This window comes from Burkholderia sp. AU44665 (assembly GCF_030504405.1).
Classification (GTDB): Bacteria; Pseudomonadota; Gammaproteobacteria; order Burkholderiales; family Burkholderiaceae; genus Burkholderia; species Burkholderia semiarida.
Genome location: NZ_JAUJRI010000011.1, coordinates 185,768 through 208,043, shown reverse-complemented (window position 1 = coordinate 208,043; position 22,276 = coordinate 185,768). Strand labels below are relative to the sequence as shown.

The 22,276-nt window shown below is 68.1% G+C and carries 19 protein-coding genes and 1 pseudogene; 12 read left to right on the top strand and 8 right to left on the bottom strand.

The features are described 5' to 3' along the window. Positions 1-3,095, top strand: a 3,095-nt coding sequence (locus QZM15_RS22625) for a DNA translocase FtsK (RefSeq protein ID WP_302107272.1), incomplete at its 5' end; no start/stop codon positions are given. Between the two features lie 121 nt (positions 3,096-3,216). Here the strand turns inward: QZM15_RS22625 and QZM15_RS22620 are convergent. Next, positions 3,217-4,464, bottom strand: a complete 1,248-nt coding sequence (locus QZM15_RS22620; RefSeq protein WP_089465027.1) for a lactonase family protein — start codon at positions 4,462-4,464, stop codon at positions 3,217-3,219. A gap of 166 nt (positions 4,465-4,630) precedes the next feature. On the opposite strand from QZM15_RS22620, the gene QZM15_RS22615 reads away from it, so the two are divergent. Together QZM15_RS22615 and QZM15_RS22610 are read left to right on the top strand one after the other, a co-directional pair. Further along, positions 4,631-6,460: a glycoside hydrolase family 15 protein gene (locus QZM15_RS22615; protein WP_302107271.1), complete on the top strand. Its 1,830-nt coding sequence runs from the start codon at positions 4,631-4,633 to the stop codon at positions 6,458-6,460. Between the two features lie 212 nt (positions 6,461-6,672). Further along, positions 6,673-8,166 (top strand): polyhydroxyalkanoate depolymerase, encoded by a 1,494-nt coding sequence (locus QZM15_RS22610; RefSeq protein ID WP_059583714.1) that lies wholly within the window; start codon positions 6,673-6,675, stop codon positions 8,164-8,166. A 108-nt stretch (positions 8,167-8,274) separates the two neighbouring features. On the opposite strand, the gene QZM15_RS22605 is transcribed toward QZM15_RS22610, so the two are convergent. Beyond that, positions 8,275-8,907, bottom strand: a complete 633-nt coding sequence (locus tag QZM15_RS22605) for a TetR family transcriptional regulator (RefSeq protein ID WP_059583716.1) — start codon at positions 8,905-8,907, stop codon at positions 8,275-8,277. Positions 8,908-9,063: 156 nt separating this feature from the next. On the opposite strand from QZM15_RS22605, the pseudogene rsxB reads away from it, so the two are divergent. Beyond that, positions 9,064-10,079: pseudogene (rsxB, locus tag QZM15_RS22600) on the top strand (electron transport complex subunit RsxB). Beyond that, positions 10,076-10,720, top strand: a complete 645-nt coding sequence (nth, locus tag QZM15_RS22595) for an endonuclease III (protein ID WP_006478196.1) — start codon at positions 10,076-10,078, stop codon at positions 10,718-10,720. The pseudogene rsxB and the gene nth overlap by 4 nt, the downstream one beginning before the upstream one ends. Before the next feature lie 106 nt (positions 10,721-10,826). On the opposite strand, the gene QZM15_RS22590 is transcribed toward nth, so the two are convergent. Further along, positions 10,827-11,756, bottom strand: a complete 930-nt coding sequence (locus QZM15_RS22590; RefSeq protein ID WP_302107269.1) for a DMT family transporter — start codon at positions 11,754-11,756, stop codon at positions 10,827-10,829. 240 nt (positions 11,757-11,996) lie between these two features. Between QZM15_RS22590 and QZM15_RS22585 the strand changes: the two genes are divergently transcribed. After that, the gene (locus QZM15_RS22585; protein WP_006490655.1) at positions 11,997-12,431 is read left to right on the top strand and encodes a DUF1841 family protein; all 435 of its coding nucleotides are present in this window, start codon (positions 11,997-11,999) and stop codon (positions 12,429-12,431) included. A gap of 110 nt (positions 12,432-12,541) precedes the next feature. Here QZM15_RS22585 and QZM15_RS22580 read toward each other — a convergent pair whose 3' ends face one another. Together QZM15_RS22580 and QZM15_RS22575 are read right to left on the bottom strand one after the other, a co-directional pair. Continuing rightward, positions 12,542-12,901: a cytochrome c gene (locus QZM15_RS22580; RefSeq protein WP_104011979.1), complete on the bottom strand. Its 360-nt coding sequence runs from the start codon at positions 12,899-12,901 to the stop codon at positions 12,542-12,544. A 40-nt stretch (positions 12,902-12,941) separates the two neighbouring features. Next, positions 12,942-13,301, bottom strand: coding sequence for a cytochrome c (locus QZM15_RS22575; RefSeq protein ID WP_006478192.1), 360 nt, complete (start codon positions 13,299-13,301; stop codon positions 12,942-12,944). A gap of 245 nt (positions 13,302-13,546) precedes the next feature. Between QZM15_RS22575 and QZM15_RS22570 the strand changes: the two genes are divergently transcribed. The 5 genes from QZM15_RS22570 to QZM15_RS22550 all read left to right on the top strand — a co-directional run bounded on the left by QZM15_RS22570 (position 13,547) and on the right by QZM15_RS22550 (position 18,680). Then, positions 13,547-14,389, top strand: a complete 843-nt coding sequence (locus tag QZM15_RS22570) for a MoxR family ATPase (protein WP_059646686.1) — start codon at positions 13,547-13,549, stop codon at positions 14,387-14,389. A 25-nt stretch (positions 14,390-14,414) separates the two neighbouring features. Next, positions 14,415-15,590, top strand: coding sequence for a VWA domain-containing protein (locus QZM15_RS22565; protein WP_059646457.1), 1,176 nt, complete (start codon positions 14,415-14,417; stop codon positions 15,588-15,590). A gap of 55 nt (positions 15,591-15,645) precedes the next feature. Then, complete coding sequence (locus QZM15_RS22560; RefSeq protein WP_302107268.1) at positions 15,646-16,857, top strand: benzoate/H(+) symporter BenE family transporter; 1,212 nt, start codon at positions 15,646-15,648, stop codon at positions 16,855-16,857. A gap of 168 nt (positions 16,858-17,025) precedes the next feature. After that, positions 17,026-17,979: a transaldolase gene (gene tal, locus QZM15_RS22555; protein WP_059583766.1), complete on the top strand. Its 954-nt coding sequence runs from the start codon at positions 17,026-17,028 to the stop codon at positions 17,977-17,979. Between the two features lie 245 nt (positions 17,980-18,224). Continuing rightward, positions 18,225-18,680: a VOC family protein gene (locus QZM15_RS22550; protein ID WP_059583723.1), complete on the top strand. Its 456-nt coding sequence runs from the start codon at positions 18,225-18,227 to the stop codon at positions 18,678-18,680. An 89-nt stretch (positions 18,681-18,769) separates the two neighbouring features. On the opposite strand, the gene mctP is transcribed toward QZM15_RS22550, so the two are convergent. The 3 genes from mctP to QZM15_RS22535 form a co-directional block, all read right to left on the bottom strand. Further along, positions 18,770-20,320: a monocarboxylate uptake permease MctP gene (mctP, locus tag QZM15_RS22545; RefSeq protein WP_059583724.1), complete on the bottom strand. Its 1,551-nt coding sequence runs from the start codon at positions 20,318-20,320 to the stop codon at positions 18,770-18,772. After that, on the bottom strand, positions 20,317-20,559 hold the full coding sequence (locus QZM15_RS22540) for a DUF3311 domain-containing protein (RefSeq protein ID WP_006490660.1): 243 nt from the start codon (positions 20,557-20,559) through the stop codon (positions 20,317-20,319). Before QZM15_RS22540 ends, mctP begins: the two co-directional genes overlap by 4 nt. A 198-nt stretch (positions 20,560-20,757) precedes the next feature. Further along, positions 20,758-21,675, bottom strand: a complete 918-nt coding sequence (locus QZM15_RS22535) for a hypothetical protein (RefSeq protein ID WP_059583726.1) — start codon at positions 21,673-21,675, stop codon at positions 20,758-20,760. 148 nt (positions 21,676-21,823) lie between these two features. Between QZM15_RS22535 and QZM15_RS22530 the strand changes: the two genes are divergently transcribed. After that, positions 21,824-22,009 carry a hypothetical protein gene (locus QZM15_RS22530; protein ID WP_104011977.1) on the top strand — a complete coding sequence of 62 codons (186 nt, stop codon included), beginning with the start codon at positions 21,824-21,826 and terminating at the stop codon, positions 22,007-22,009. Positions 22,010-22,276: the final 267 nt, after the last annotated feature.

Sequence of the window (22,276 nt, the reverse complement as noted above, 5' to 3'; positions counted from 1 at the left end):
GTACGCAACCGCAGCGTCCGCCGGTGCGTCCGGCCGCCGGCACGGCGGCAGCCGGCCTGCCGCCGGACGCGACACGACGCCGCCCGGCGCCGCCCGCGCCGGCACGCGCGCCGCTCTATGCGTGGACGGAAAAACCGGCCGCGCCGATCACGCCTGCGCCGAGCGTTCACGACACGCTGCGCGCGATCGAAGCCAGCACCGCGCAATGGGCGGCGCTGGGCGGCGCACAGCCGGCCGACGCGACGCACACGGCAACCGCAACCGCTGCCGCTGCCGGCGTAGCCGCGGCGGCAGGTGGCGTGGGCGCGCCGGCAGCGGCGGCTGTGTCGGACGCGTTCGTCTCCGCGACGCACGGCATCGCAGCGCAGGACATCCCTGCCCCGGCCGAACACGAAGCCGCACCTGCGCATGACGACACCGCGCCGATCGTGCTCGACGCCTTCATGCCGGCGGAATCCGGCATGACACAGGCTCCAGTCGACGATTCGCCCACCCCGTCGTTTGATGACACCACCCCGCACGCGCTGCCGGATACCCGCGTCGACGATCGCGTGTTTTCGCCTCGTGCCGACGACGAGATCCCTCCCGTCGACGATGCGCCCGCCGCGCCTTCGTTCGACACGCCCGTCGACGTCGCGCCGTGGGAAGACGTCGCCAGCCCGCCGGCTTCCGCCTTCGACGTGTCGACCGGGAATCCGGTCGCCGAATCGCTGGCGGACACCGCGGGATCGGAATCCGCCGATCCCGCCTCCGCGCAGGCAGACGATACGGCGGTTCGCGACCCGGCCACCCGCCATCCGGCCGGCTCGCCCGATACCGACGACAAGGACGACACGCAACCGGCGCCTGTCATCGATCGCGCCGCACCGGCCAACGTGCCTGAACGTGCCGCCGATGCGCACGCCGACGTGAAGCCTGCCGACGGCATCGTCCCGTTCGCCGCCCTGCCCTCTTCGTCGATCGCCGGAACGTCGGCGCCCGTGCTTTCCGCAACCACGCCGATCGCGGCGCCGTCTTCCGCGCCCGCATCGACGCGTCCAGCCGACACGACGACCACCTCGACCGGTGCGACGACGTCCGCTCCATCCGGCTCATCCGGCTCACCCGGCGCAGCCGCTCCGCAGCCGGCCATCGCCCTTCCCGCGTCGCCGGCCGTTTCCGCCACGACGTCGCCATCCTTCAGCGCGATCGCGCCGACAGCCGCGCTCGCCGCCACGCCGGCTCACCCGGTCACGGGCTTGCCTGCCGCCGCAACCGGACCGCTGATGTCGATCGATGCGCCCACCGCGACGCAGGCCCCGTCGATCGCGTTCGTCCCTGCCACGGTCGCAACGCGGACGTTCACGACACCGCCCGCCGCTGCCGCCACGTCGTCCGGCTGGTCCATGTCGCACGACGTGACCGAGGCGCCGATCACGGCAGCGCCGGCAACGGCCCTCCCCGGCGGGAGCCTCCCGCATCCGCCTGCGGCCGTCGTTGCCGCGCCGACACCGCCCACTGTCGCACCGATCGGCGCACCGGCCACCCAGGCGATCGAGGCCACCGAACCGGCCCCGGCCGCCCCCGCCCGTCAGCCGCGCCCGAACGCGTTCGAATTCCACGCACCCGCGTCGTTCAACGTCGAACTGCCGACGCTCGACCTGCTCGAGCCTGCGTCAGACGACGTCGAAACGATCACCGAGGAACACCTCGCGCAAACCGCGCAGGTGATCGAACAGCGACTGCAGGAATTCAAGGTGCCGGTGACGGTGGTCGGCGCATCGGCCGGCCCCGTGATCACGCGCTTCGAGATCGAACCCGCGCTCGGCGTGCGCGGCAGCCAGATCGTCGGGCTGATGAAGGACCTGTCGCGCGGCCTCGGCCTCACGTCGATCCGCGTCGTCGAGACGATCCCCGGCAAGACCTGCATGGGCCTCGAACTGCCGAACGCGAAGCGCCAGATGATCCGCCTGTCGGAGATTCTCGAATCGCGCCAGTACCAGCATTCGCCGTCGCAACTGACGATCGCGATGGGCAAGGACATCACCGGCCACCCGGTCGTCACCGATCTCGCGAAGGCGCCGCACATGCTGGTGGCCGGCACGACGGGTTCGGGCAAGTCGGTCGCGATCAACGCGATGATCCTGTCGCTGCTGTACAAGGCGACGCCGGAAGACGTGCGGCTCATCATGATCGACCCGAAGATGCTCGAGCTGTCGGTCTACGAAGGCATCCCGCACCTGCTCGCGCCGGTCGTCACCGACATGAAGCTCGCGGCGAACGCGCTGAACTGGTGCGTCGGCGAAATGGAGAAACGCTACCGGCTGATGTCGGCCGTCGGCGTGCGCAACCTCGCGGGCTTCAACCAGAAGATCCGCGACGCGCAAGCGAAGGAAAAGAAGATCGGCAACCCGTTCTCGCTGACGCCCGACGATCCGGAGCCGCTGTCGACGCTGCCGCTGATCGTCGTCGTGATCGACGAGCTGGCCGACCTGATGATGGTCGCCGGCAAGAAGATCGAGGAACTGATCGCCCGCCTCGCGCAGAAGGCGCGCGCGGCCGGCATCCACCTGATCCTCGCGACGCAGCGTCCGTCGGTCGACGTGATCACCGGCCTCATCAAGGCGAACATCCCGACGCGCGTCGCGTTCCAGGTATCGTCGAAGATCGATTCGCGCACGATCCTCGACCAGATGGGCGCGGAGTCGCTGCTGGGGATGGGCGACATGCTGTTCCTGCCGCCGGGCACCGGTTATCCGCAGCGCGTGCACGGCGCGTTCGTCGCCGACGAGGAAGTGCACCGGATCGTCGAGTATCTGAAGCAGTTCGGCGAGCCGCAGTACGAGGAAGGCATCCTCGACGGCCCGGCCGCCGACGGCGCGACGCAGGACCTGTTCGGCGACGCGCCGGATGCGGAAGCCGATCCGCTGTACGACGAAGCCGTCGCGTTCGTCGTGCGCACGCGGCGCGCGTCGATCTCGTCCGTGCAGCGGCAATTGCGCATCGGCTACAACCGCGCGGCGCGCCTCGTCGAGCAGATGGAAACGGCGGGCCTCGTATCGGCGATGGGCATCAACGGCAGCCGCGAGGTGCTCGTGCCGGCCGCGGCCGACTGAGGCCGGCGGCCCGCCGGCCGCGATTCATCGATACGGGCGCGCCGCGCAAGCGGCTGCCCCAAATACGAAGGGCGCTGCATCGGCAGCGCCCTTCTTGCATCGGCCGGGAATCGACCGGGATTTACTGCTCGACCGGCACCAGCTTGAAGTCGACCGGCTTGCCGACCGCGACCTTCTGCGGATTCGCGCCGAGCTGCCCCGTTTCGACATCGCGGCTGAACACGTAGAACGTGTCGCTGTCCTGGTTGCCGACGATCAGCCACTTGCCGGTCGGATCGATCAGGAACTCGCGCGGCGTCTTGCCGAGGCTCGACTGGCGGCCGACGTGCTTGAGCCGGCCGTCGGCCTTGTTCACCGCGTAGATCACGAGGTCGTTCGCGTCGCCGCGGTTGCTCGCGTACAGGAAGCGCCCGTCCGGCGACAGGTGGATCGCGCCGCCACCGACCTTGCCCTTGAAGCCCGGCGCCGTCATCGGCACCGTCTGAACCGGCGTCAGCTTGCCGTCGTGATAGCCGAACACCTCGACCGACGCGTTGAGCTCGCTCGTCACGTACGCGAAGCGGCCGTCGGCGCCGAACACCATGTGACGCGGGCCCGAGCCGGCCTTCACCGGCGTGTAGCGCGTGTCGGTCGGGCTGATCAGCCCGCGGCTGCCGTCCACCGTGTAGCGGTAGCCGTAGATCTTGTCCGCGCCGAGATCCTGCACGAACAGGTAGCGGCCGTCCGGCGAAAACACCGTCGAATGCACGTGCGCGCCGTCCTGGCGGCCCTTCACGGGCCCGGTGCCTTCGTGGTGGACGGTCAGCACGGCCTGGCCGGCCCCGCCGTCGTCGCGCAGCGGAAACACCGCGAAGCTGCCGCCCGGGTCGGCCGCGACCGAGTAGTTGGCGGTGACGAGGTACTTGCCGTCCGGCGACAGCGCGAGATAGCAAGGGTCGTTCCCCTCCGACGATACGCGGTCGATGAAGCTGAGTGCGCCCGTCTTCGCGTCGAAGCGGAACGCGCTGACGCCGCCGCGCTGCGTCGCGGGCCCGTCGTCGCCGGGCAGCTCGTTGACCGCGTAGACGGTGCGACCGTCGCGGCTCGGCAACAGATACGACGGATTCACGGTCTTCGCCGACGACACCGGCGCGACGCTGCCCGTCCTGGTGTCGAAGCGGTAAACGTAGATCCCGTCGCTGCCGCCGCCCGTATAGGTGCCGACGAGCAGGTTGTAGACGCCGTCGGCCGGGGCGGACGATTGCTGCGCGAATGCATGGGTCGCGGACAGGGAAAGCACGATCGCGAAACCTTTCATCCAGTGAGCGAACCTAAGCGGGAACCCTCGTGTCGAAGCGCGTGCGTCACGCTCCCGTAAACGGTTGGGCATTGAATCCTCCTTGCATCGAGTCGCTTCAAGTGTTGAGATAGGACGAAACGCCGGCCGTTCATGCGCTCCGCCGCCCGGCCGAGTATACGGGGCGCGGCGCCCGGGCGTGAAGTCCGGGCCGCCGACGTCCGCATTGTGAATTCGAATACCCAAGGATCGCCTGCCCATGCCCGCCCTGATCGAAGACTACGCCCTCGTCGGCGACGGCCACACGGCCGCGCTGATCGCAAAAGACGGCTCCGTCGACTGGCTGTGCTGGCCCCGCTTCGATTCGGGCGCCTGCTTCGCGGCGCTGCTCGGCACGCCCGAGCACGGCCGCTGGCTGCTTGCTCCGGCCGCCGACGCCGCGATCACGCACACGACACGCCGCTATCGCGGCGACACGCTGATTCTCGAAACCGATTACGAAAGCGCGGACGGCGCCGTCACCGTGATCGACTTCATGCCGCCCGGCAACGGCTGGTCCGAACTGGTGCGGATCGTCGTCGGCCGCCACGGCACGATGAAGATGCGCATGGAGCTCGTGTTGCGCTTCGACTACGGTTTCTCGATTCCGTGGGTCACGCAACTGACCCGCGAGGACGGCATGAAGGCCATCGCCGGCCCCGATACCGTCGTGCTGCGCACGCCGGTGCCGCTCACCGGCAAGAACCTCCATACGCTCGCGGAATTCACGGTCCGCGCCGACGAGCGCGTGCCGTTCTCGCTCGGCTACGCGGCGTCGCACATGCGGCTGCCGCCCGCGCGCGACCCGCTGTCGATGCTCGCGCGCACGGAGAACTACTGGCTCGAATGGTCGGGCCGCTGCCAGGTGCAGGGCCGCTACGCGGCCGCCGTGCGCCGCTCGCTGATCACGCTGAAGGCGCTCGCGTACGAGCCGACCGGCGGCATCGTCGCCGCGCCGACCACGTCGCTGCCCGAGAAGATCGGCGGCAACCGCAACTGGGACTACCGCTACTGCTGGCTGCGCGACGCGACGATCACGCTGCTCGCGCTGATGCGCGGCGGCTACTACGACGAGGCGCGCGCGTGGCGCACGTGGCTCGGCCGCGTGATGGCCGGCTCGCCCGAGCAGATCCAGATCATGTACGGGATCGCCGGCGAGCGCCGGCTGCCGGAAATGGAGCTCGACTGGCTGCCCGGCTACCAGGATTCGCTGCCGGTACGCATCGGCAACGGCGCCGCGAACCAGCTCCAGCTCGACGTGTTCGGCGAGGTGATGGCCGCGCTGCACCTCGCCCGCGTGGGCGGCCTGCAGGCCGACGACACGGTCTGGTCCGTGCAGTGCGCGCTGCTCGACCATCTCGAGAAGATCTGGCAGGAGCCCGACGAAGGAATCTGGGAAACGCGCGGCGGCCGCCGCCATTTCACGTTCTCGAAGGTGATGGCGTGGGTCGCGTTCGACCGCGCGATCAAGTCGGCGGAAATGTTCCGGCTGCCCGGCTCGCTCGACCGCTGGCGCGCGCTGCGCGAGCGCATCCACGCGGACGTCTGCGCGAACGCCTGGCACGAAGGCAAGCAGGCGTTCGCGCAGAGCTACGGCAGCGACGAGCTCGACGCGAGCGTGCTGCTGCTGCCGCAGCTCGGCTTCCTGCCGCCGGAAGATCCGCGCATCGTCGGCACGGTCGATGCGATCGAACGGGAATTGCTGCACGACGGGCTCGTGATGCGCTACCGCACGACCGAATACGACGACGGCCTGCCGCCCGGCGAAGGCACGTTTCTCGCGTGCAGCTTCTGGCTGGTCGACAGCTACGCGCTGCTCGGCCGGATCGACGACGCGCATCGGCTGTTCAGCCGGCTGCTCGCGCTGTCGAACGACCTCGGGCTGCTCGCGGAGGAATACGACCCGGTGGCCGGCCGGCTCGTCGGCAACTTCCCGCAGGCGTTCTCGCACGTGGCGCTCGTGCATACCGCGATGAACCTGATGCACCACGAAGACGCGATGGCGCGCGCGGCCGGCCAGCCCGCGCCGGCCATGGCCACCGGCCGCTGAGCGGCGGCCGGGAAGCCTTGTTCAGAGATCGTCAATTCGCAAAGCTTTGATGAAAATCCGAGGAAATGTTGCATTGCAACACCGATCGTTGTCCGATATGATCGACACGATTGTCCGGCTGCATCGCAACATGGCCGGTCGCTGACCCACACGGCACGCCGCGACGCCCCACGCCGCCCTTGCGCACCGTCCCCCACGCGGGAGTAGTCTGCATGCTTTACCAATTGCACGAATTCCAGCGGGCCATGCTGAGCCCGCTCACGGCCTGGGCCCAGGCCGCGTCGAAGTCGTTCGCGAATCCGTCGAGCCCGTTCTCGCTGATGCCCGGCGCACCGCGGATGGCGGCCGCCTATGAGCTGATGTATCGGCTCGGCAAGGACTACGAAAAGCCGGAATTCAACATTCACCAGATCGTCAAGGACGGCCACAACATCCCGATCGTCGAGCAGACGATCATCGAGAAGCCGTTCTGCCGGTTGTTGCGCTTCAAGCGCTATTCGGACGACGCCGACGCCGTCACGCAACTGAAGGACGAACCGGTCGTGCTGGTCTGCGCGCCGCTGTCGGGCCACCACTCGACGCTGCTGCGCGACACGGTGCGCACGCTGCTGCAGGATCACAAGGTCTACATCACCGACTGGATCGACGCGCGGATGGTGCCGGTCGAGGTCGGCCCGTTCCACCTGCACGACTACATCGCGTACATCCAGGAATTCATCCGTCACATCGGCGCGCGCAACCTGCACGTGATCTCGGTATGCCAGCCGACGGTGCCGGTGCTCGCGGCGATTTCGCTGATGGCGAGCCGCGGCGAGGACACGCCGCTCACGATGACGATGATGGGCGGCCCGATCGACGCGCGCCGCAGCCCCACTTCCGTGAACTCGCTCGCGACGCAGCACTCGACCTCGTGGTTCGAGAACAACGTGATCCACACGGTGCCCGCGAACTATCCGGGCGAAGGCCGCCAGGTCTATCCGGGCTTCCTTCAGCACACGGGCTTCGTCGCGATGAACCCGGAGCGGCACGCGCAATCGCATTGGGATTTCTACCAGAGCCTGCTGCGCGGCGACGAGGACGACGCCGAAGCGCACCGCCGCTTCTACGACGAGTACAACGCGGTGCTCGACATGGCCGCCGAGTATTACCTCGAGACGATCCGCGTCGTGTTCCAGGAATTCCGGCTCGCGGAAGGCACGTGGGACGTCGAGGGCGAGCGCGTGCGGCCGCAGGACATCAAGCACACCGCACTGATGACGATCGAGGGCGAACTCGACGACATCTCGGGCAGCGGCCAGACGCACGTCGCGCACGAGCTGTGCACGGGCATCCCGCAAGACGATCGCCGCAGCCTGACCGCCGAGAAGTGCGGCCACTACGGGATCTTTTCGGGCCGCCGCTGGCGCACGATCATCTACCCGCAACTGCGCGACTTCATTCGCGAGCATGCGCCGGAGCCGAAGAACGGCGCGGCGAAGTTGCCCGTCGATGCGCAGGATGCGACCGCGATCGGCGTCGTGCCGGCCGCCAAGCCGGAGCCGGAACCGGAAACGGCGGTGCGCGCCACCGCCGCCAAACGCACGCGCGGCACGCGCGCGAAGGCGCCGGCCGTGACGGTCGCGCCCGCCGCCAAGGCCGCGCCGGCCGCGAAACGCGCGGCAGGCAGCCCGCGCACCAAAGCCATGCGAGCCCGCAAGGCCGCCTGACACACCGCGCTCCGACGCAAAAACGCCGCCGTAGCTTGCGCACGGCGGCGTTTTCTTATCCGGGCGCGGCCGCGAACCAGCGGCGCACCGGCTCCTCCATGCGTCGCGTCAGCGCCGCAGCAGATACGCGAGCAGCACCTCGGTGTTCATCCGGACCATCTCCGCGCGCTCGTCGGTATCGGTGAAGTCGCGGCCGAGCGTCGCGGCGAGCGTGAAGCGGTTCGACACGATGTAGTAGCCGAGCCCCGACAGCGTCACGTAGAAGCGCAGCGGATCGACGTCGCTGCGGAACAGCCCGGCCTTCTGGCCGCGCATCAGCACGTTGCCGAGCTTCGCGACGATCGGCGACATCATCTCGCGGATCCGCGTCGACTTGTGCAGATAGCGCGCTTCGTGCAGGTTCTCGTTGTTGATGAGCCTCAGCAGCTCCGGATGGTCGCGGTAGTAATCCCACACGAAATGCGCGAGCCGCGTGACGGCTTCGACCGGCGCGACGCCATCGAGATCCAGCACGCGCTCGGCCTCCGTCAGCGCGGAGAACGCGTGTTCGAGCACGGCGGTGAAGAGCTGCTCCTTGCTGCCGAAGTAGTAATAGAGCATGCGCTCGTTCGTTTCGGCCCGGCGCGCGATCTGATCGACGCGCGCGCCGAACAGCCCTCCATTCGCGAACTCTTCGGCCGCCGCCATCAGGATGCGGCGGCGCGTACCTTCAGGATCTCTTTTGATTTTTGGCTGATTCATGGTGGCGTTTTGCTATGTGAGCCGCTTGATCCGGACCGGCACCCCCACCGCCTCGGCGCCGGCCGCCCTGGAACGGGCGCGCCGCGGGCGGCCACCCTCCTGCTGAGCCCCTGCAAAAAAGCGGTTCGATTATGCGCATAGACGGCGTCCAGCGCAATGCGGGAAATCGGCGATAATCGAGCTTTGGCAAACCTTTCCGGCCGCGCCCGACGCGGCCGAGAGCCATTCGGCGCCGCGGCGCCCGTTGTCAGCCTGTTGTCACCGTGACCGATTCCAAAACACTCGCGGATCGCATCGAAGATCTGCTTCCCCAGACGCAATGCACGAAGTGCGGCTATAACGGCTGCCGTCCGTACGCCGAGGCGATCGCCGCCGGCGACGCGAACTACAACCAGTGCCCGCCCGGCGGCGCCGAAGGCATCGCGCGCCTCGCGCGCCTGCTCGGCAAGCCGGTGATTCCGCTGAACCCCGTGAACGGAAGCGAACATCCGCGCGCGGTCGCGTTCATCGACGAAAACCTGTGCATCGGCTGCACGCTGTGCATGCAGGCGTGCCCGGTCGACGCGATCGTCGGCGCGCCGAAGCAGATGCACACGATCGTCGCGTCGCTGTGCACGGGTTGCGACCTGTGCGTGCCGCCGTGCCCGGTCGACTGCATCGCGATGCTGCCGGTGACCGGCGATCGCACGGGCTGGGATGCGTGGTCGCAGGAGCAAGCCGACGCCGCGCGCGAGCGCCACGATCTGCGGCTTGCGCGCCAGCGTCGCGAGCGCGAGGCCGCCGAAGCGCGCGCCGCGGCTCGCCGCGCCGCGAGTACCGCGAAACCGGCCGCGGAACCCTCCGCCGTACAGTCGGGCGCGCCGGCCGCCGCACCGGCCGACGACGCCGAAGCGAAGAAACGCGCGATCATCGCCGCCGCACTCGAACGCGCGCGCAAAAAGAAGGAAGAACTGTCCGGGCAAGGCGCCGGGCCGAAGAACACCGAAGGCGTGAGCGCGGCCGTCCAGGCGCAGATCGACGCGGCCGAGGCCCGCCGCAAGCGGCTCGCCGAACAGCAGGCGCAGCGCGACGCCGATGCGGCGTCGGGCGGCGGCGACCACGACAACGACAACGACGCAGGCAACGACGATCCGGACGGCCCGTCCACGCCGCCCGACCAGAACGCTCCATGAACGCCAGCAAACGACGCGCGATCTACGAAACGCTGCAGAGCCTCAATCCGCATCCGACCACCGAGCTCGAATACTCGACGCCGTTCGAACTGCTGATCGCCGTGATGCTGTCCGCGCAGGCGACCGACGTGTCGGTCAACAAGGCGATGCGGAAAATGTTTCCGGTCGCGAACACCCCGCGACAAATCGTCGCGCTTGGCGAAGAAGGCGTCACCGAGTACATCAAGACGATCGGCCTCTATCGCACCAAGGCGAAGAACGTCGTCGCGACGTGCCGGATCCTGCTCGAGCGCTACGACGGCGAGGTGCCGGCCGATCGCGAGGCGCTCGAAGGCTTGCCGGGCGTCGGCCGCAAGACCGCGAACGTCGTGCTGAACACCGCGTTCGGCCAGCCGACGATCGCGGTCGACACGCATATCTTCCGCGTCGCGAATCGCACCGGTCTCGCGCCGGGCAAGGACGTGCGGGCCGTCGAAGCCGCGCTAGAGAAGTTCACGCCGAAGGAATTCCTGCAGGACGCGCATCACTGGCTGATCCTGCACGGGCGCTACGTATGCAAGGCCCGCCGGCCCGAATGCTGGCACTGCGCGATCGAACCGCTGTGCGAATTCCGGCCGAAGACGCCGCCGCCCAACGAGTGAGCATCAGCCGCGGCTGACGTATCGACGCGCCGCGCTGGCTGCCCGGCCGCGCGCGACAACCGGCCGGCGTCGCCGTGGCGCCGGCGGCGTGCCCCCGCCCTCCCGACTACGCGTTGGACGTCGCCGTCGCGTCGTCGGCGGCCGCGCCGCCCGCGCGCACGAGCGCCAGCACGGCCGCCAGGATCGCGACACCGCCCGCCCACTGCAGCGGCGACAACGCTTCGCCGAACAGCAGCGCCGCGAGCGCGACCGTCACGACCGGTTCGAGCGTCGACAGCATCGACGTGCGCGCGGCCCCGAGCCGCTCGAGCCCCGCGAAGAACGCGAGCATGGCGGCGACCGTCGACACCAGCGCGATCGCGAGCATCGATGCCCAGCCGCCGGCCGTCGCGGGCCACCGCGGCGGCGCGCCGAACGCCGCCGTTCGCACGACGGCGATCGCGACGAGCGTCGCGGTGGCCGACAGGCAGATGATCGCGGTGGTCGCGAGCGGTTCGACGCCGCGCGTCGCCTTGGTGCCGCCGACGATGTACAGCGAGTAGATCACCGCGGCGGCCAGCGCAAGCGCGATCCCGAGCGGCTCGCCGTGCCCGCCGCCGACCATCAGCGCCGAACCCGCGACGCACAGCACCAGCGCGACGGCCTTCGCGCGCGTCAGCCGCTCGCCGAGCCACCACGCGGCCAGCAGCGTGACGAACGCCGGATACAGGTACAGCAGCAGCGCGACGAGGCTCGCCTGCGCGTGCTGCAGCGCGCTGAAATAGCAGAACGACTGCCCGACGTAGCCAACCGCGCCCATCGCGACGAGCGGCACGAGCGCGCGGCCGCGCGGCCATGCGACGCCGCGCTGCCGCGCGATGGCGGCGAGCACCGCGCCGCCGATCGCGAAGCGCACGATCAGCAGCCCGAGCACGTCGACGCCGGCCGCGTACGCATAGCGGCCGAAAATCGCCATCGCGCCGAACGCGGCGGCGGACAACGCGACGTAGAGCGCGCCCTGCAGGGCGGCGGACGATGAGCGGACGGTGGCGGTCATGGTCAAAGCGGGCGAGCAAGGCGCCGTGACGGGAATCGTCGGAGTGTAGCGGCGCGGCGGCGGCGAGCCTAGCCCGCGCTTACCCGTTGCGCGACGGGCGGCCGCAACGACCCGCGCCGTGCCGCCCGCCTCCAGCCGCCCGCCTCCAGCCGCCCGAGGCCACCGCCAGCGCCGTCCGCCGCGCCGGCGTACAATGCCCGACGCGGCATGACGCCGCCCGAATCACGACGTTTCCCCACCATGTTCAATCCAAGCCGCGACGACGTGCGTCGCTTTTTCACCGAGACCTGGCGCAAGCAGCGCGCGGGCGAGATCCTGACGCCGCTGGAAGCGATCGCAGCCGACTGGATCGTCGAGCATCCCGAATACCACGACGAACTGGCCGACGCCGACGGCGCGGCGGCGCGCAACTACACGCCCGAGGAAGGCCGCACGAACCCGTTCCTGCACCTGTCGATGCACCTCGCGATCAGCGAGCAGTTGTCGATCGACCAGCCGCCCGGCATCCGCGCCGCGCACGACAAGCTGGCCGCGAAGCTCGACTCGACCCACGATGCGCAGCACGCGATCATGGAATGCCTCGGCGAGACGATCTGGGAGGCGCAGCGCACGAACACGCCGCCCGATACCGACGCGTACCTGCAGCGCATCCTGCGCCGCGCGTCGCGCGACTGAGCGGCCCGGCCGGCACCCCGGCCTGCGCCGGCGGCCCCGTGGAGCGGGCAAAAAAATACCCCGCCGAGGCGGGGCATGCTTGCTGCGCGAGCCCGTGAGGCCCGTCGCGCTTACTTCTTGAATACGAGGTCGGTTTCCTTCAGCGACTCGATGTAGGACGCGATGTCCTTCATGTCGCTGACCGACAGGTTCTGGACCTGCGCCTGCATGATCGCGTTGTTGCGACCGAGCAGCGGGTTCGTCAGCCCCATCTGGTACTGGCGCATCGCCCACACGAGATAGTCGGCGTGCTGGCCGGCCAGACGCGGGTACTCCGCGTTGATCGGCTTGTTCAGTTGCGCGCCGTGGCAGGCCGCGCAGTTGTGCGATTCGACCAGTTCCTTGCCCTTCGAGATGTCCGCGGCGTGGGCGGTACCGATCGCGAGGCCGGCCACCAGTGCAACCGCCGCCGTCTTGAATGCGTTGTTCATGAATGCTCCTGTCCCGCCGGAGAGATCGGCGGCGCGCGCTTTACTTGTAGGGGTTGTCCTTCGTGTCGGCCTTCTGGGCGGCGTAGTACGCCGACAGATCCGCGATGTCCTGGTCGGTCAGCGAGCCGGCGATCGCATTCATCGACGGGAAGTGACGATCCTTCTTGCGGTAGGCCTTCAGCGCGTTCTCGAGGTATTGCTGGTTCTGGCCGCCGAGGACAGGCACCCGGTAGACCTCCGGGTACGCCGCGCGGTAGTCCTGGATGCCGTGGCAACCGATGCACATGGCGGCCTTGCTCGCCCCGTCCTTCGGGTTGCCGACCACACCGGCCGCCTGCGCGCTGCCCGCGAGCGCCACGAGCGCTGCGACAACGACGTGTTTGCCGACGAATTTGTTCATAGCTCTTGTAACCTAGCTTGAGGGGAAACTGGCGCCGAAGCGGCAACGGCCCGCGCCGTTTTGCTTGTCGGTCGCCACGCAGGCCAAAAAAAACGGCCAGATTGTACCGCGTCGGCGGGGAACGCGTCCATACGGCGCCCCCGGCTCGCCCCGCCGCAGCCCCGCAACGATACGCGGGCGCGGCCCGCCCGCACAGCCCTTCTGACTTATACTGGGTTTTTTTCCCGATGAAGAAGAGCGCCGCCATGCGTTTCGAAGGGTCCTCGCACTACGTCGCCACCGACGATCTGAAGCTCGCGGTCAATGCCGCGCTGACGCTGCAACGCCCGCTGCTGATCAAGGGCGAGCCCGGCACCGGCAAGACCATGCTCGCCGAGGAAGTGGCCGCCGCGCTCGACATGCCGCTGTTGCAGTGGCACATCAAGTCGACCACCAAGGCACAGCAGGGCCTGTACGAATACGACGCCGTATCGCGGCTGCGCGATTCGCAGCTCGGCGACGCGCGCGTGAAGGACATCGCGAACTACATCGTCAAGGGCGTGCTGTGGCAGGCGTTCGACGCCGAGCGCCCGAGCGTGCTGCTGATCGACGAAATCGACAAGGCCGACATCGAATTCCCGAACGACCTGCTGCGCGAGCTCGACCGGATGGAATTCCACGTGTACGAGACGCGCGAGACGGTCCGCGCGAAGCACCGCCCGCTCGTCATCATCACGTCGAACAACGAGAAGGAGCTGCCCGACGCGTTCCTGCGCCGCTGCTTCTTCCACTACATCCAGTTTCCGGACCCGTCGACGATGCAGAAGATCGTCGCGGTGCACTTCCCGAACATCCGCGAGGAACTGCTGCGCGCGGCGCTCGAGAGTTTCTTCGAATTGCGCGGCGTGTCGGGCCTGAAGAAGAAGCCGTCGACGTCCGAGCTGCTCGACTGGCTGAAGCTGCTGCTCGCCGAGAACATCCCGGCCGACGCGCTGCGCGGCGCGGACGCGAAGCAGATCGTGCCACCGCTCGCGGGCGCGCTGCTGAAGAACGAGCAGGATCTGAGCCTGCTCGAACGGCTCGTCTACATGAACCGGCACAACCGGTAACCCCCTCACCCGCGAAGGCCCGGCCATGCTGCTCAATTTCTTCTACGCGCTGCGCGCAGCCAAGCTGCCCGTCTCGGTGAAGGAATACCTGACGCTGCTCGAAGCGCTGAAGGCCGGGCTGATCTCGCCGTCGATCGACGCGTTCTACTTCCTCGCGCGGATGACGCTCGTCAAGGACGAGCAATATTTCGACAAGTTCGACCAGGCGTTCGGCGCGTATTTCCACGGCGTGTCCGCCCTGCCGTCCGAGGCGTTCGACATCCCGCTCGACTGGCTCGAGAAGCGCCTCGAGCGCGAGCTGTCGGCCGAGGAGAAGGCGCAGATCGAGGCGATGGGCGGCCTCGACAAGCTGATGGAGCGTTTGAAGGCGCTGCTCGACGAGCAGAAGGAACGCCACGAAGGCGGCAACAAATGGATCGGCACGGGCGGCACGTCGCCGTTCGGGCACGGCGGCTACAACCCGGAAGGCGTGCGCATCGGCGGCCCGTCGAACGGCAATCGCACCGCGGTGAAGGTGTGGGAGGCGCGCGCGTACCGCGACTACGACGATTCGGTCGAGATCGGCACGCGCAACATCAAGGTCGCGCTGCGGCGGCTGCGCCGCTTCGCGCGCGAAGGCGCGGCCGAGGAGCTCGACCTGCCCGGCACGATCCGCAGCACGGCCGCGAACGCCGGCTGGCTCGACCTGCGGATGGTGCCCGAGCGCCACAACAACGTGAAGGTGCTGATGCTGCTCGACGTCGGCGGCTCGATGGACGACCACATCAAGCGCACCGAAGAGCTGTTCTCGGCCGCGAAGGCCGAATTCAAGCACCTCGAATTCTTCTACTTCCACAACTGCGTGTACGACCATCTGTGGAAGAACAATCGCCGCCGTCACTCGGAGCGCACCGCGACGTGGGACGTGCTGCACAAGTTCACGCCCGACTACAAGCTGATCTTCGTCGGCGACGCGACGATGAGCCCGTACGAGGTGCTGCAGCCCGGCGGCTCGGTCGAATACAACAACCCGGAAGCCGGCGCCGTGTGGCTGCGCCGTCTCGCCGACCAGTTCCCCCACCATGCATGGCTGAACCCGGAGCCCGAGCGGCTATGGGAATACCGGCAATCGATCGCGATCATTCGCGACGTGCTCGGCCAGCGCATGTATCCGCTCACGCTCGCGGGCCTCGAAACCGCGATGCGCGCACTCAGCAAGTAACGACACCCACCCGCAGATACCCAGGCCGCATCCGAGCGGCCGCCCCGGAGAGAGCATGAACCTTTCGCCCACCGCGAGCGCCAGCCGCGCCGGCGGCCGCCGCTTTTTCGCCGATACGTCCGTGTCCGCGCTCGTCGCCGGCTTCGTCGCGATGATGACCGGCTACACGAGCTCGCTCGTGCTGATGTTCCAGGCCGGCCGCGCCGCCCACCTCACCGACGCGCAGATCTCGTCGTGGATCTGGGCGCTGTCGATCGGCATGGCGCTGACGACCATCGGCCTGTCGCTGCGCTTTCGCGCGCCCGTCGTCGTCGCGTGGTCGACGCCCGGCGCCGCGCTGCTGATCGCGTCGCTGCCCGGCGTGCCCTACCGCGACGCGATCGGCGCGTTCGTCGTGTGCGCGTTGCTGCTGACGGCCGTCGGCGTGAGCGGGCTGTTCGACACGCTGATGAAGCGGATTCCGGCCGGCATCGCGGCCGCGCTGCTCGCGGGCATCCTGTTCGAGATCGGCATCGAGATCTTCCGCGCCGCGCAGTTCCAGACCGCGCTCGTGCTCGCGATGTTCTTCACCTACCTGATCGTCAAGCGGCTCGCGCCGCGCTATGCGATTCCGACGACGCTGATCGTCGGCACGGCGGTGGCCGGCGGCCTCGGGCTGCTCGACTTCAGCCGCTTCCACATCGCGCTCGCGCAACCCGTGTTCACGATGCCCGCGTTCTCGATCGCGTCGATCGTCAGCATCGGCATTCCGCTGTTCGTCGTCGCGATGGCGTCGCAGAACGTGCCGGGCATCGCGGTGCTGCGCGCGGACGGCTATTCGACGCCGTCGTCGCCGCTGATCGCGACGACCGGCCTCGCGTCGCTGCTGCTCGCGCCGTTCGGCTCGCACGGCGTGAACCTCGCGGCGATCACGGCCGCCATCTGCACGGGCCCCGAAGCGCACGAGGATCACGCGAAGCGCTACACGGCCGCCGTGTGGTGCGGCACGTTCTACCTGATCGCCGGGATCTTCGGCGCGACGATCGCCGCGCTGTTCGCGGCGCTGCCGAAGGCGCTCGTCGTGTCGGTCGCGGCGCTCGCGCTGTTCGGCTCGATCATGAGCGGGCTCGCGAACGCGATGCAGGACGTGAAGCAGCGCGAAGCGGCGCTCGTCACGTTCATGGTCACGGCTTCGGGCCTCACGCTGCTGTCGATCGGCTCCGCGTTCTGGGGGCTCGTCGCGGGCGTCGTCACGCAGGTGATCCTGAACGCGCGGCGCCCCGCGTGACGCGGCTCGCCGCCTGCCGCGGCGCGCGCCCGGCACGCCAAAACGTGCCCGACACGAATCGGGCCTAAAATGATGGATCGGAAGCGGCGCCCGGCGCCGCTTCGCTTCGCCGCCGCGCTCGCGCGGCCCGTGAGAACCCGGCGCCCCGCGCTCTTCTTCCGAATCGCCATGACTACCGCACTCGACCAGCTGAAGCAGTACACGACCGTCGTCGCCGACACGGGCGACTTCCAGCAGCTTGCGCAATACAAGCCGCAGGACGCGACCACGAACCCGTCGCTGATCCTGAAGGCCGTCCAGAAGGATGCGTACAAGCCGATCCTCGAGAAAACCGTCCGCGATCACCGCAACGAAAGCACCGATTTCATCATCGACCGCCTGCTGATCGCATTCGGCACCGAAATCCTGAAGCTGATCCCGGGCCGCGTGTCGACCGAGGTCGACGCACGCCTGTCGTTCGACACGCAGCGCTCGATCGACAAGGGTCGCGAGCTCATCAAGCTGTACGAAGCGGCCGGCGTCGGCCGCGAGCGCATCCTGATCAAGCTCGCGTCGACGTGGGAAGGCATTCGCGCGGCCGAGGTGCTGCAGAAGGAAGGGATCAAGTGCAACATGACCCTGCTTTTCTCGCTCGTGCAGGCCGCCGCGTGCGCGGAAGCCGGCGCGCAACTGATCTCGCCGTTCGTCGGCCGCATCTACGACTGGTACAAGAAGCAGGCCGGCGCGGAATGGAATGAAGCGAAGGACGGCGGCGCGAACGATCCGGGCGTGCAATCGGTGCGCCGCATCTACACGTACTACAAGACGTTCGGCTACAAGACCGAAGTGATGGGCGCGAGCTTCCGCACGACGAGCCAGATCACCGAACTCGCCGGCTGCGATCTGCTGACGATCAGTCCCGATTTGCTGCAGAAGCTGCAGGAGAGCAACGAGACGGTCGCCCGCAAGCTGTCGCCGGACACGCTGCAGGACAAGCCGTCCGAGCGCGTCGCGATCGACGAGGCATCGTTCCGCTTCCAGTTGAACGACGAAGCGATGGCGACCGAAAAGCTCGCCGAAGGCATCCGCGTGTTCGCCGCCGACGCGGTGAAGCTCGAGAAGCTGATCGACGCGCTGCGCTGAATCGCGCGTGCGTGACGGGTGTCGGTTGATCTGTCAGCAAGACTGACAACAGCCGTCAACAGGCACGACGAACGGCCGCGAACTGCCTGTTCGCGGCCGTTTTTATTTTTCATTCCATCGTCGAGCACGGGCACTACAATCCACGTCACGAGTGCGGCGGCCGCATCCCGTCGCGCCCGTCCCGGTCAATCCCCGCAGTACCCGAGCCGGCGCCGATCCGCCTGCCCGGCCCACAGGAGACAACGATGCAAGTTCAACCGTACCTGACGTTCTACGGTCGTGCCGACGAAGCCCTTCAGTTCTACGAAAAGGCGCTCGGCGCGAAGACGGTGTTCAAGATGCACTTCAAGGACGCACCGCCGAATCCCGATTACCCGATGTCGCCGGAGATGGCCGACAAGGTGATGCACGCGAGCTTCACGATCGGCGACTCGATGATCATGTGCTCGGACGGGGACTGCAGCCAGCCGGCCGGCGCCGCGCATGCCGGCTACTCGCTGTCGCTGAACCCGGCAACGGTCGACGAAGGCCAGAAGCTGTTCAATGCGCTCGCGGACGGCGGCGAAGTGACGATGCCGTTCGGCAAGACGTTCTGGGCGCTCGGCTTCGGGATGGCGAAGGATCGTTTCGGCGTGCACTGGATGGTCAACGTCGAGGACCTGTCGCAGCGCGAGGAACTCGCGAAACGCGCACAGGGCTGACGCAGGAACGAACGCCCGCCATCTCGCGGTGGCGGGCGTTTTCGTTGCCGCGCGGCGCGTGCGCGGCACGCCGCCGCGCTCGGCCCGTATCAACCCTCGACGACGTCGAGATAATCCTCCGGCCGCGTGCGATCCTCCGCATGCGCCATGCCGATCGCGCGCACCAGCACGCTCACGACCACCGACACCACCAGGTTCACGACCAGCGACCACACGGCCGCGTAGCCGGGAATCGCGAGGCCGAACAGGTGGATCGTGAAGATCGAACTCGCCAGCTTCAGCGAGATCGCCATCCACGTGCCGCAGACGATGCCGGCCGCCCAGCCGGCGAGCAGCCCGCGATGGTCGAGCACCCGCGTATACAGGCCGAGCACGATCGCCGGCAGCGTCTGGATGATCCAGATCCCGCCGAGCAGTTGCAGTTGGATCGCGTAGGTCAGCGGCAGCCCGAGGATAAACGCCACCGCGCCCACCTTCACGATCAGCGACACGAGCTTCGCGACGTGCGTTTCCTGGTCGTGCGACATGTTGCGGTTCACGAACTCGCGGTGGATGTTGCGCGTGTACAGGTTCGCGGCCGCGATCGACATGATCGCCGCCGGCACCAGCGCGCCGATGCCGATCGCCGCGAACGCGACGCCGACGAACCACGACGGGAAGTACTCGAGGAACAGCGCGGGCACCGCGAAGTTCGGGCCGAACGCCTTGAAGTACGGCGCGTATTGCGGCATGTCCTTCACGCCGGAGGCGAGCGCCATGTAGCCGAGCAGCGCGAGCAGGCCGAGCACGAACGAGTATGCGGGCAGCATCGCCATGTTGCGGCGGATCGAATTGCCCGACGACGACGACAGGATCGCCGTGACCGAGTGCGGATACAGGAACAGCGCGAGCGCCGAGCCGACCGCGAGCGTCGCGTATGCGCTGTAGCCGTTCAGGCTCGCCGCGTCGGGCGCCTTCAGCAGCAGCTTCGCGGGCGGCACCGCGGAAAAGATGTGCCCGAAGCCGCCGAGCTTCGCGGGAATCACGATGACGGCGGCCGCGATCGTGATGTAGATCAGTACGTCCTTCACGATCGCGATCATCGCGGGCGCGCGCAGCCCCGACGTGTACGTGTACGCGGCGAGGATCGCGAACGCGATGATCAGCGGCAGGTCGCCGACGAAGCCGGTCGTGTCGAAACCGAGCGCGCCGATCACCACCTCGATGCCGACGAGCTGCAGCGCGATGTACGGCATCGTCGCGACGATGCCCGTCACCGCGATCGCGAGCGCGAGCATCCGGCTGCCGTAGCGCGCGTTGACGAAATCGGCGGCCGTCACGTAGCCGTGCCGCTTCGCGATGCTCCACAGCTTCGGGAACACGACGAACGCGAACGGATAGATCAGGATCGTGTACGGCAGCGCGAAGAAGCCCATCGCGCCGGCGCCGAACACGAGCGCGGGCACCGCGACGAACGTATAGGCCGTGTAGAGATCGCCGCCGAGCAGGAACCACGTGACGATCGTGCCGAAGCGGCGTCCGCCGAGGCCCCATTCGTCGAGATGGGCGAGATCGCCGCGCCGCCAGTTCGCGGCCAGGAAACCGATGATCGTGACGCCGATAAACAGCAGGACGAAGACGAAGGTCGCGCCGAGATTCATTGCGCACCTCCTTGCGTGCCGCTCGCCTTCCACGCGTTCTTGGTCTTGAAGTACACGAACGCGGTGATCACCGCGCTGATGAAGACCCAAAGCAACTGGTACCAGTAGAAAAACGGAAAACCGAGCCATTGCGGCTCGATCTTGCTGTACGACGGCACCCAGACCATCGCGATCAGCGGCAGTACCAGCAGCCAGAGCCAGCGCTTGGCGGCCCGGTTGGCGTCGGCATCGTGAGCCATGACGTCTCCTCTTCTATCCCGGTTATCGATCTTGTTGAGCGGGTACGGCGCCGAGAGGAGCGGCAACACGGGTAGGCTGCGGCTCCCCTGGCTTCGCGCCAGTATAGGAGCCGCGAGCACGCGGTCAAGCGGGGGCGAACCCGAGGTGATCCGCCCCTTGTCGCGTGGCTGCACCGGCCCGCGCCGGTGCCTCCGGCGTCAGATCGCGAACGACGTGTCGCGTGCGCCGGTCGTTGCTTTCAAAGCTTTCACCCACTTGCGCGCGGGCAGCTTCAGCGTGTCCTCGATCAGCTTCGCGCGGGCGTCGAGCTGCGCGAACGGCACGTCGAGCGCCGGGCCCGAGAACGCGATCGCGATCCGGTTGCCGTCGTGCACTTCCGGCAGCGCGATCACGCGGTGATCGAACGCCGCGTTCAGGTGCTTCATGTTGCGCACGAAGCTCGGGTGATCGCCGAACAGGTTGATCGTCGCGATGCCGGCATCGGCCAGACAGCCGCGCACCGCGCGGTAGAACGCGACGCTGTCGAGCACGGGGCCGCGCGCGGTCGCGTCGTACAGGTCGATCTGGATCGCGCCGGTCGTGCCGCGGTTGGCCGCATCGTTGACGAAATCCCATGCGTCGGCTTCGTGCACGACGAGGCGTGCGTCGTCGGGCGGCAGCGCGAACATCGTGCGCGCGGCGACGATCACGGCCGGGTTCAGCTCGACGGCCTCGACCTTCGCGTGCGGCAGGAAACGATGCGCGAACTTCGTCAGCGCGCCGGTGCCGAGCCCGAGCTGGACGATCCGCTCGGGCGTTTCGAGGAACAGCAGCCACGCCATCATCTGCTGCGCGTATTCGAGCTCGATATGCAGCGGCTTCGAGATCCGCATCGCGCCCTGCACCCACTCGGTGCCGAAGTGCAGGAAGCGCACGCCGCCTTCTTCGGAGAACGTAACGGGCGCGAAGCGCGGCTTGCGCGGCGCTTCGAGCACCGGCACGTCGTCGTGTTCGTCGATGTCCGGGCGGCGCTTCACGCGCGGCGGCTGGAGTTTTTCGGAGCCGTTGTACGCGGACGGCTGGCGTTGCTTGAACGCGCGCGCCTCGGCGGACGCACGCTTGATCAGTCGGGTCATGATGGTTGAATCTCGCTGGGTGATGCTGGGTGATGCTGGATGAGCGGACGAGAGGATAGCATTGGTGGGGGCCAGGGCCGCCGGTGGCGAGAGCGGTCGGTCGACTGGCCATTCGGTCGACTTGCAGGCGACATGGGCGTACGGGACAATGTATCGCAATTGCGATGCAAAAGAGACCATCGCGATCGGCGTCATCGCGAGTGCCTGGCTCGTGCCGCCGCATCGGTCGCCGGTGGTGTACGCCACCTGCCTCGTGGTGCTGGTCGCGCTGCTGACTGCGGTGTGCTGGCTCAAGGGCGAGCAGCCCCGCTGGCGATGGGGCAACGACGACTGAGCGTCGACGCGACACGCAAGCCCATGCGTCGCGGTTCGTCAGCCACGCCCTTCCTTCCGTCATCGATGCGCCGCGACGGCGCTCTGTCGAACGGCTGAATTGTCTCGACTCTCCACGCGACGCAACAATGTGAAGCAACGGCCGCCCGGCCGGGCGTTCACATCGCATTTCCCGTCGGCAGCATCCGATCGCTGAACCGCCACCGCCCGTCGGTGGCCACTTCTCGCCTGCCCGCTCCTGACACCGCATTCGAACGGCCGCGCCGAA

Bases quoted from the DNA above. Each gene is read 5' to 3' on its own strand.
- QZM15_RS22605 (WP_059583716.1), bottom strand. From the start codon at position 8,907: ATGAATCAGCCAAAAATCAAAAGAGATCCTGAAGGTACGCGCCGCCGC.
- QZM15_RS22535 (WP_059583726.1), bottom strand. From the start codon at position 21,675: ATGACCCGACTGATCAAGCGTGCGTCCGCCGAGGCGCGCGCGTTCAAG.
- mctP (WP_059583724.1), bottom strand. From the start codon at position 20,320: ATGAATCTCGGCGCGACCTTCGTCTTCGTCCTGCTGTTTATCGGCGTC.
- QZM15_RS22570 (WP_059646686.1), top strand. From the start codon at position 13,547: ATGCGTTTCGAAGGGTCCTCGCACTACGTCGCCACCGACGATCTGAAG.
- QZM15_RS22565 (WP_059646457.1), top strand. From the start codon at position 14,415: ATGCTGCTCAATTTCTTCTACGCGCTGCGCGCAGCCAAGCTGCCCGTC.
- QZM15_RS22530 (WP_104011977.1), top strand. From the start codon at position 21,824: ATGTATCGCAATTGCGATGCAAAAGAGACCATCGCGATCGGCGTCATC.
- QZM15_RS22550 (WP_059583723.1), top strand. From the start codon at position 18,225: ATGCAAGTTCAACCGTACCTGACGTTCTACGGTCGTGCCGACGAAGCC.
- QZM15_RS22590 (WP_302107269.1), bottom strand. From the start codon at position 11,756: ATGACCGCCACCGTCCGCTCATCGTCCGCCGCCCTGCAGGGCGCGCTC.
- QZM15_RS22580 (WP_104011979.1), bottom strand. From the start codon at position 12,901: ATGAACAACGCATTCAAGACGGCGGCGGTTGCACTGGTGGCCGGCCTC.
- QZM15_RS22610 (WP_059583714.1), top strand. From the start codon at position 6,673: ATGCTTTACCAATTGCACGAATTCCAGCGGGCCATGCTGAGCCCGCTC.
- QZM15_RS22585 (WP_006490655.1), top strand. From the start codon at position 11,997: ATGTTCAATCCAAGCCGCGACGACGTGCGTCGCTTTTTCACCGAGACC.
- tal (WP_059583766.1), top strand. From the start codon at position 17,026: ATGACTACCGCACTCGACCAGCTGAAGCAGTACACGACCGTCGTCGCC.
- QZM15_RS22615 (WP_302107271.1), top strand. From the start codon at position 4,631: ATGCCCGCCCTGATCGAAGACTACGCCCTCGTCGGCGACGGCCACACG.
- QZM15_RS22575 (WP_006478192.1), bottom strand. From the start codon at position 13,301: ATGAACAAATTCGTCGGCAAACACGTCGTTGTCGCAGCGCTCGTGGCG.
- nth (WP_006478196.1), top strand. From the start codon at position 10,076: ATGAACGCCAGCAAACGACGCGCGATCTACGAAACGCTGCAGAGCCTC.
- QZM15_RS22620 (WP_089465027.1), bottom strand. From the start codon at position 4,464: ATGCCCAACCGTTTACGGGAGCGTGACGCACGCGCTTCGACACGAGGG.
- QZM15_RS22560 (WP_302107268.1), top strand. From the start codon at position 15,646: ATGAACCTTTCGCCCACCGCGAGCGCCAGCCGCGCCGGCGGCCGCCGC.
- QZM15_RS22540 (WP_006490660.1), bottom strand. From the start codon at position 20,559: ATGGCTCACGATGCCGACGCCAACCGGGCCGCCAAGCGCTGGCTCTGG.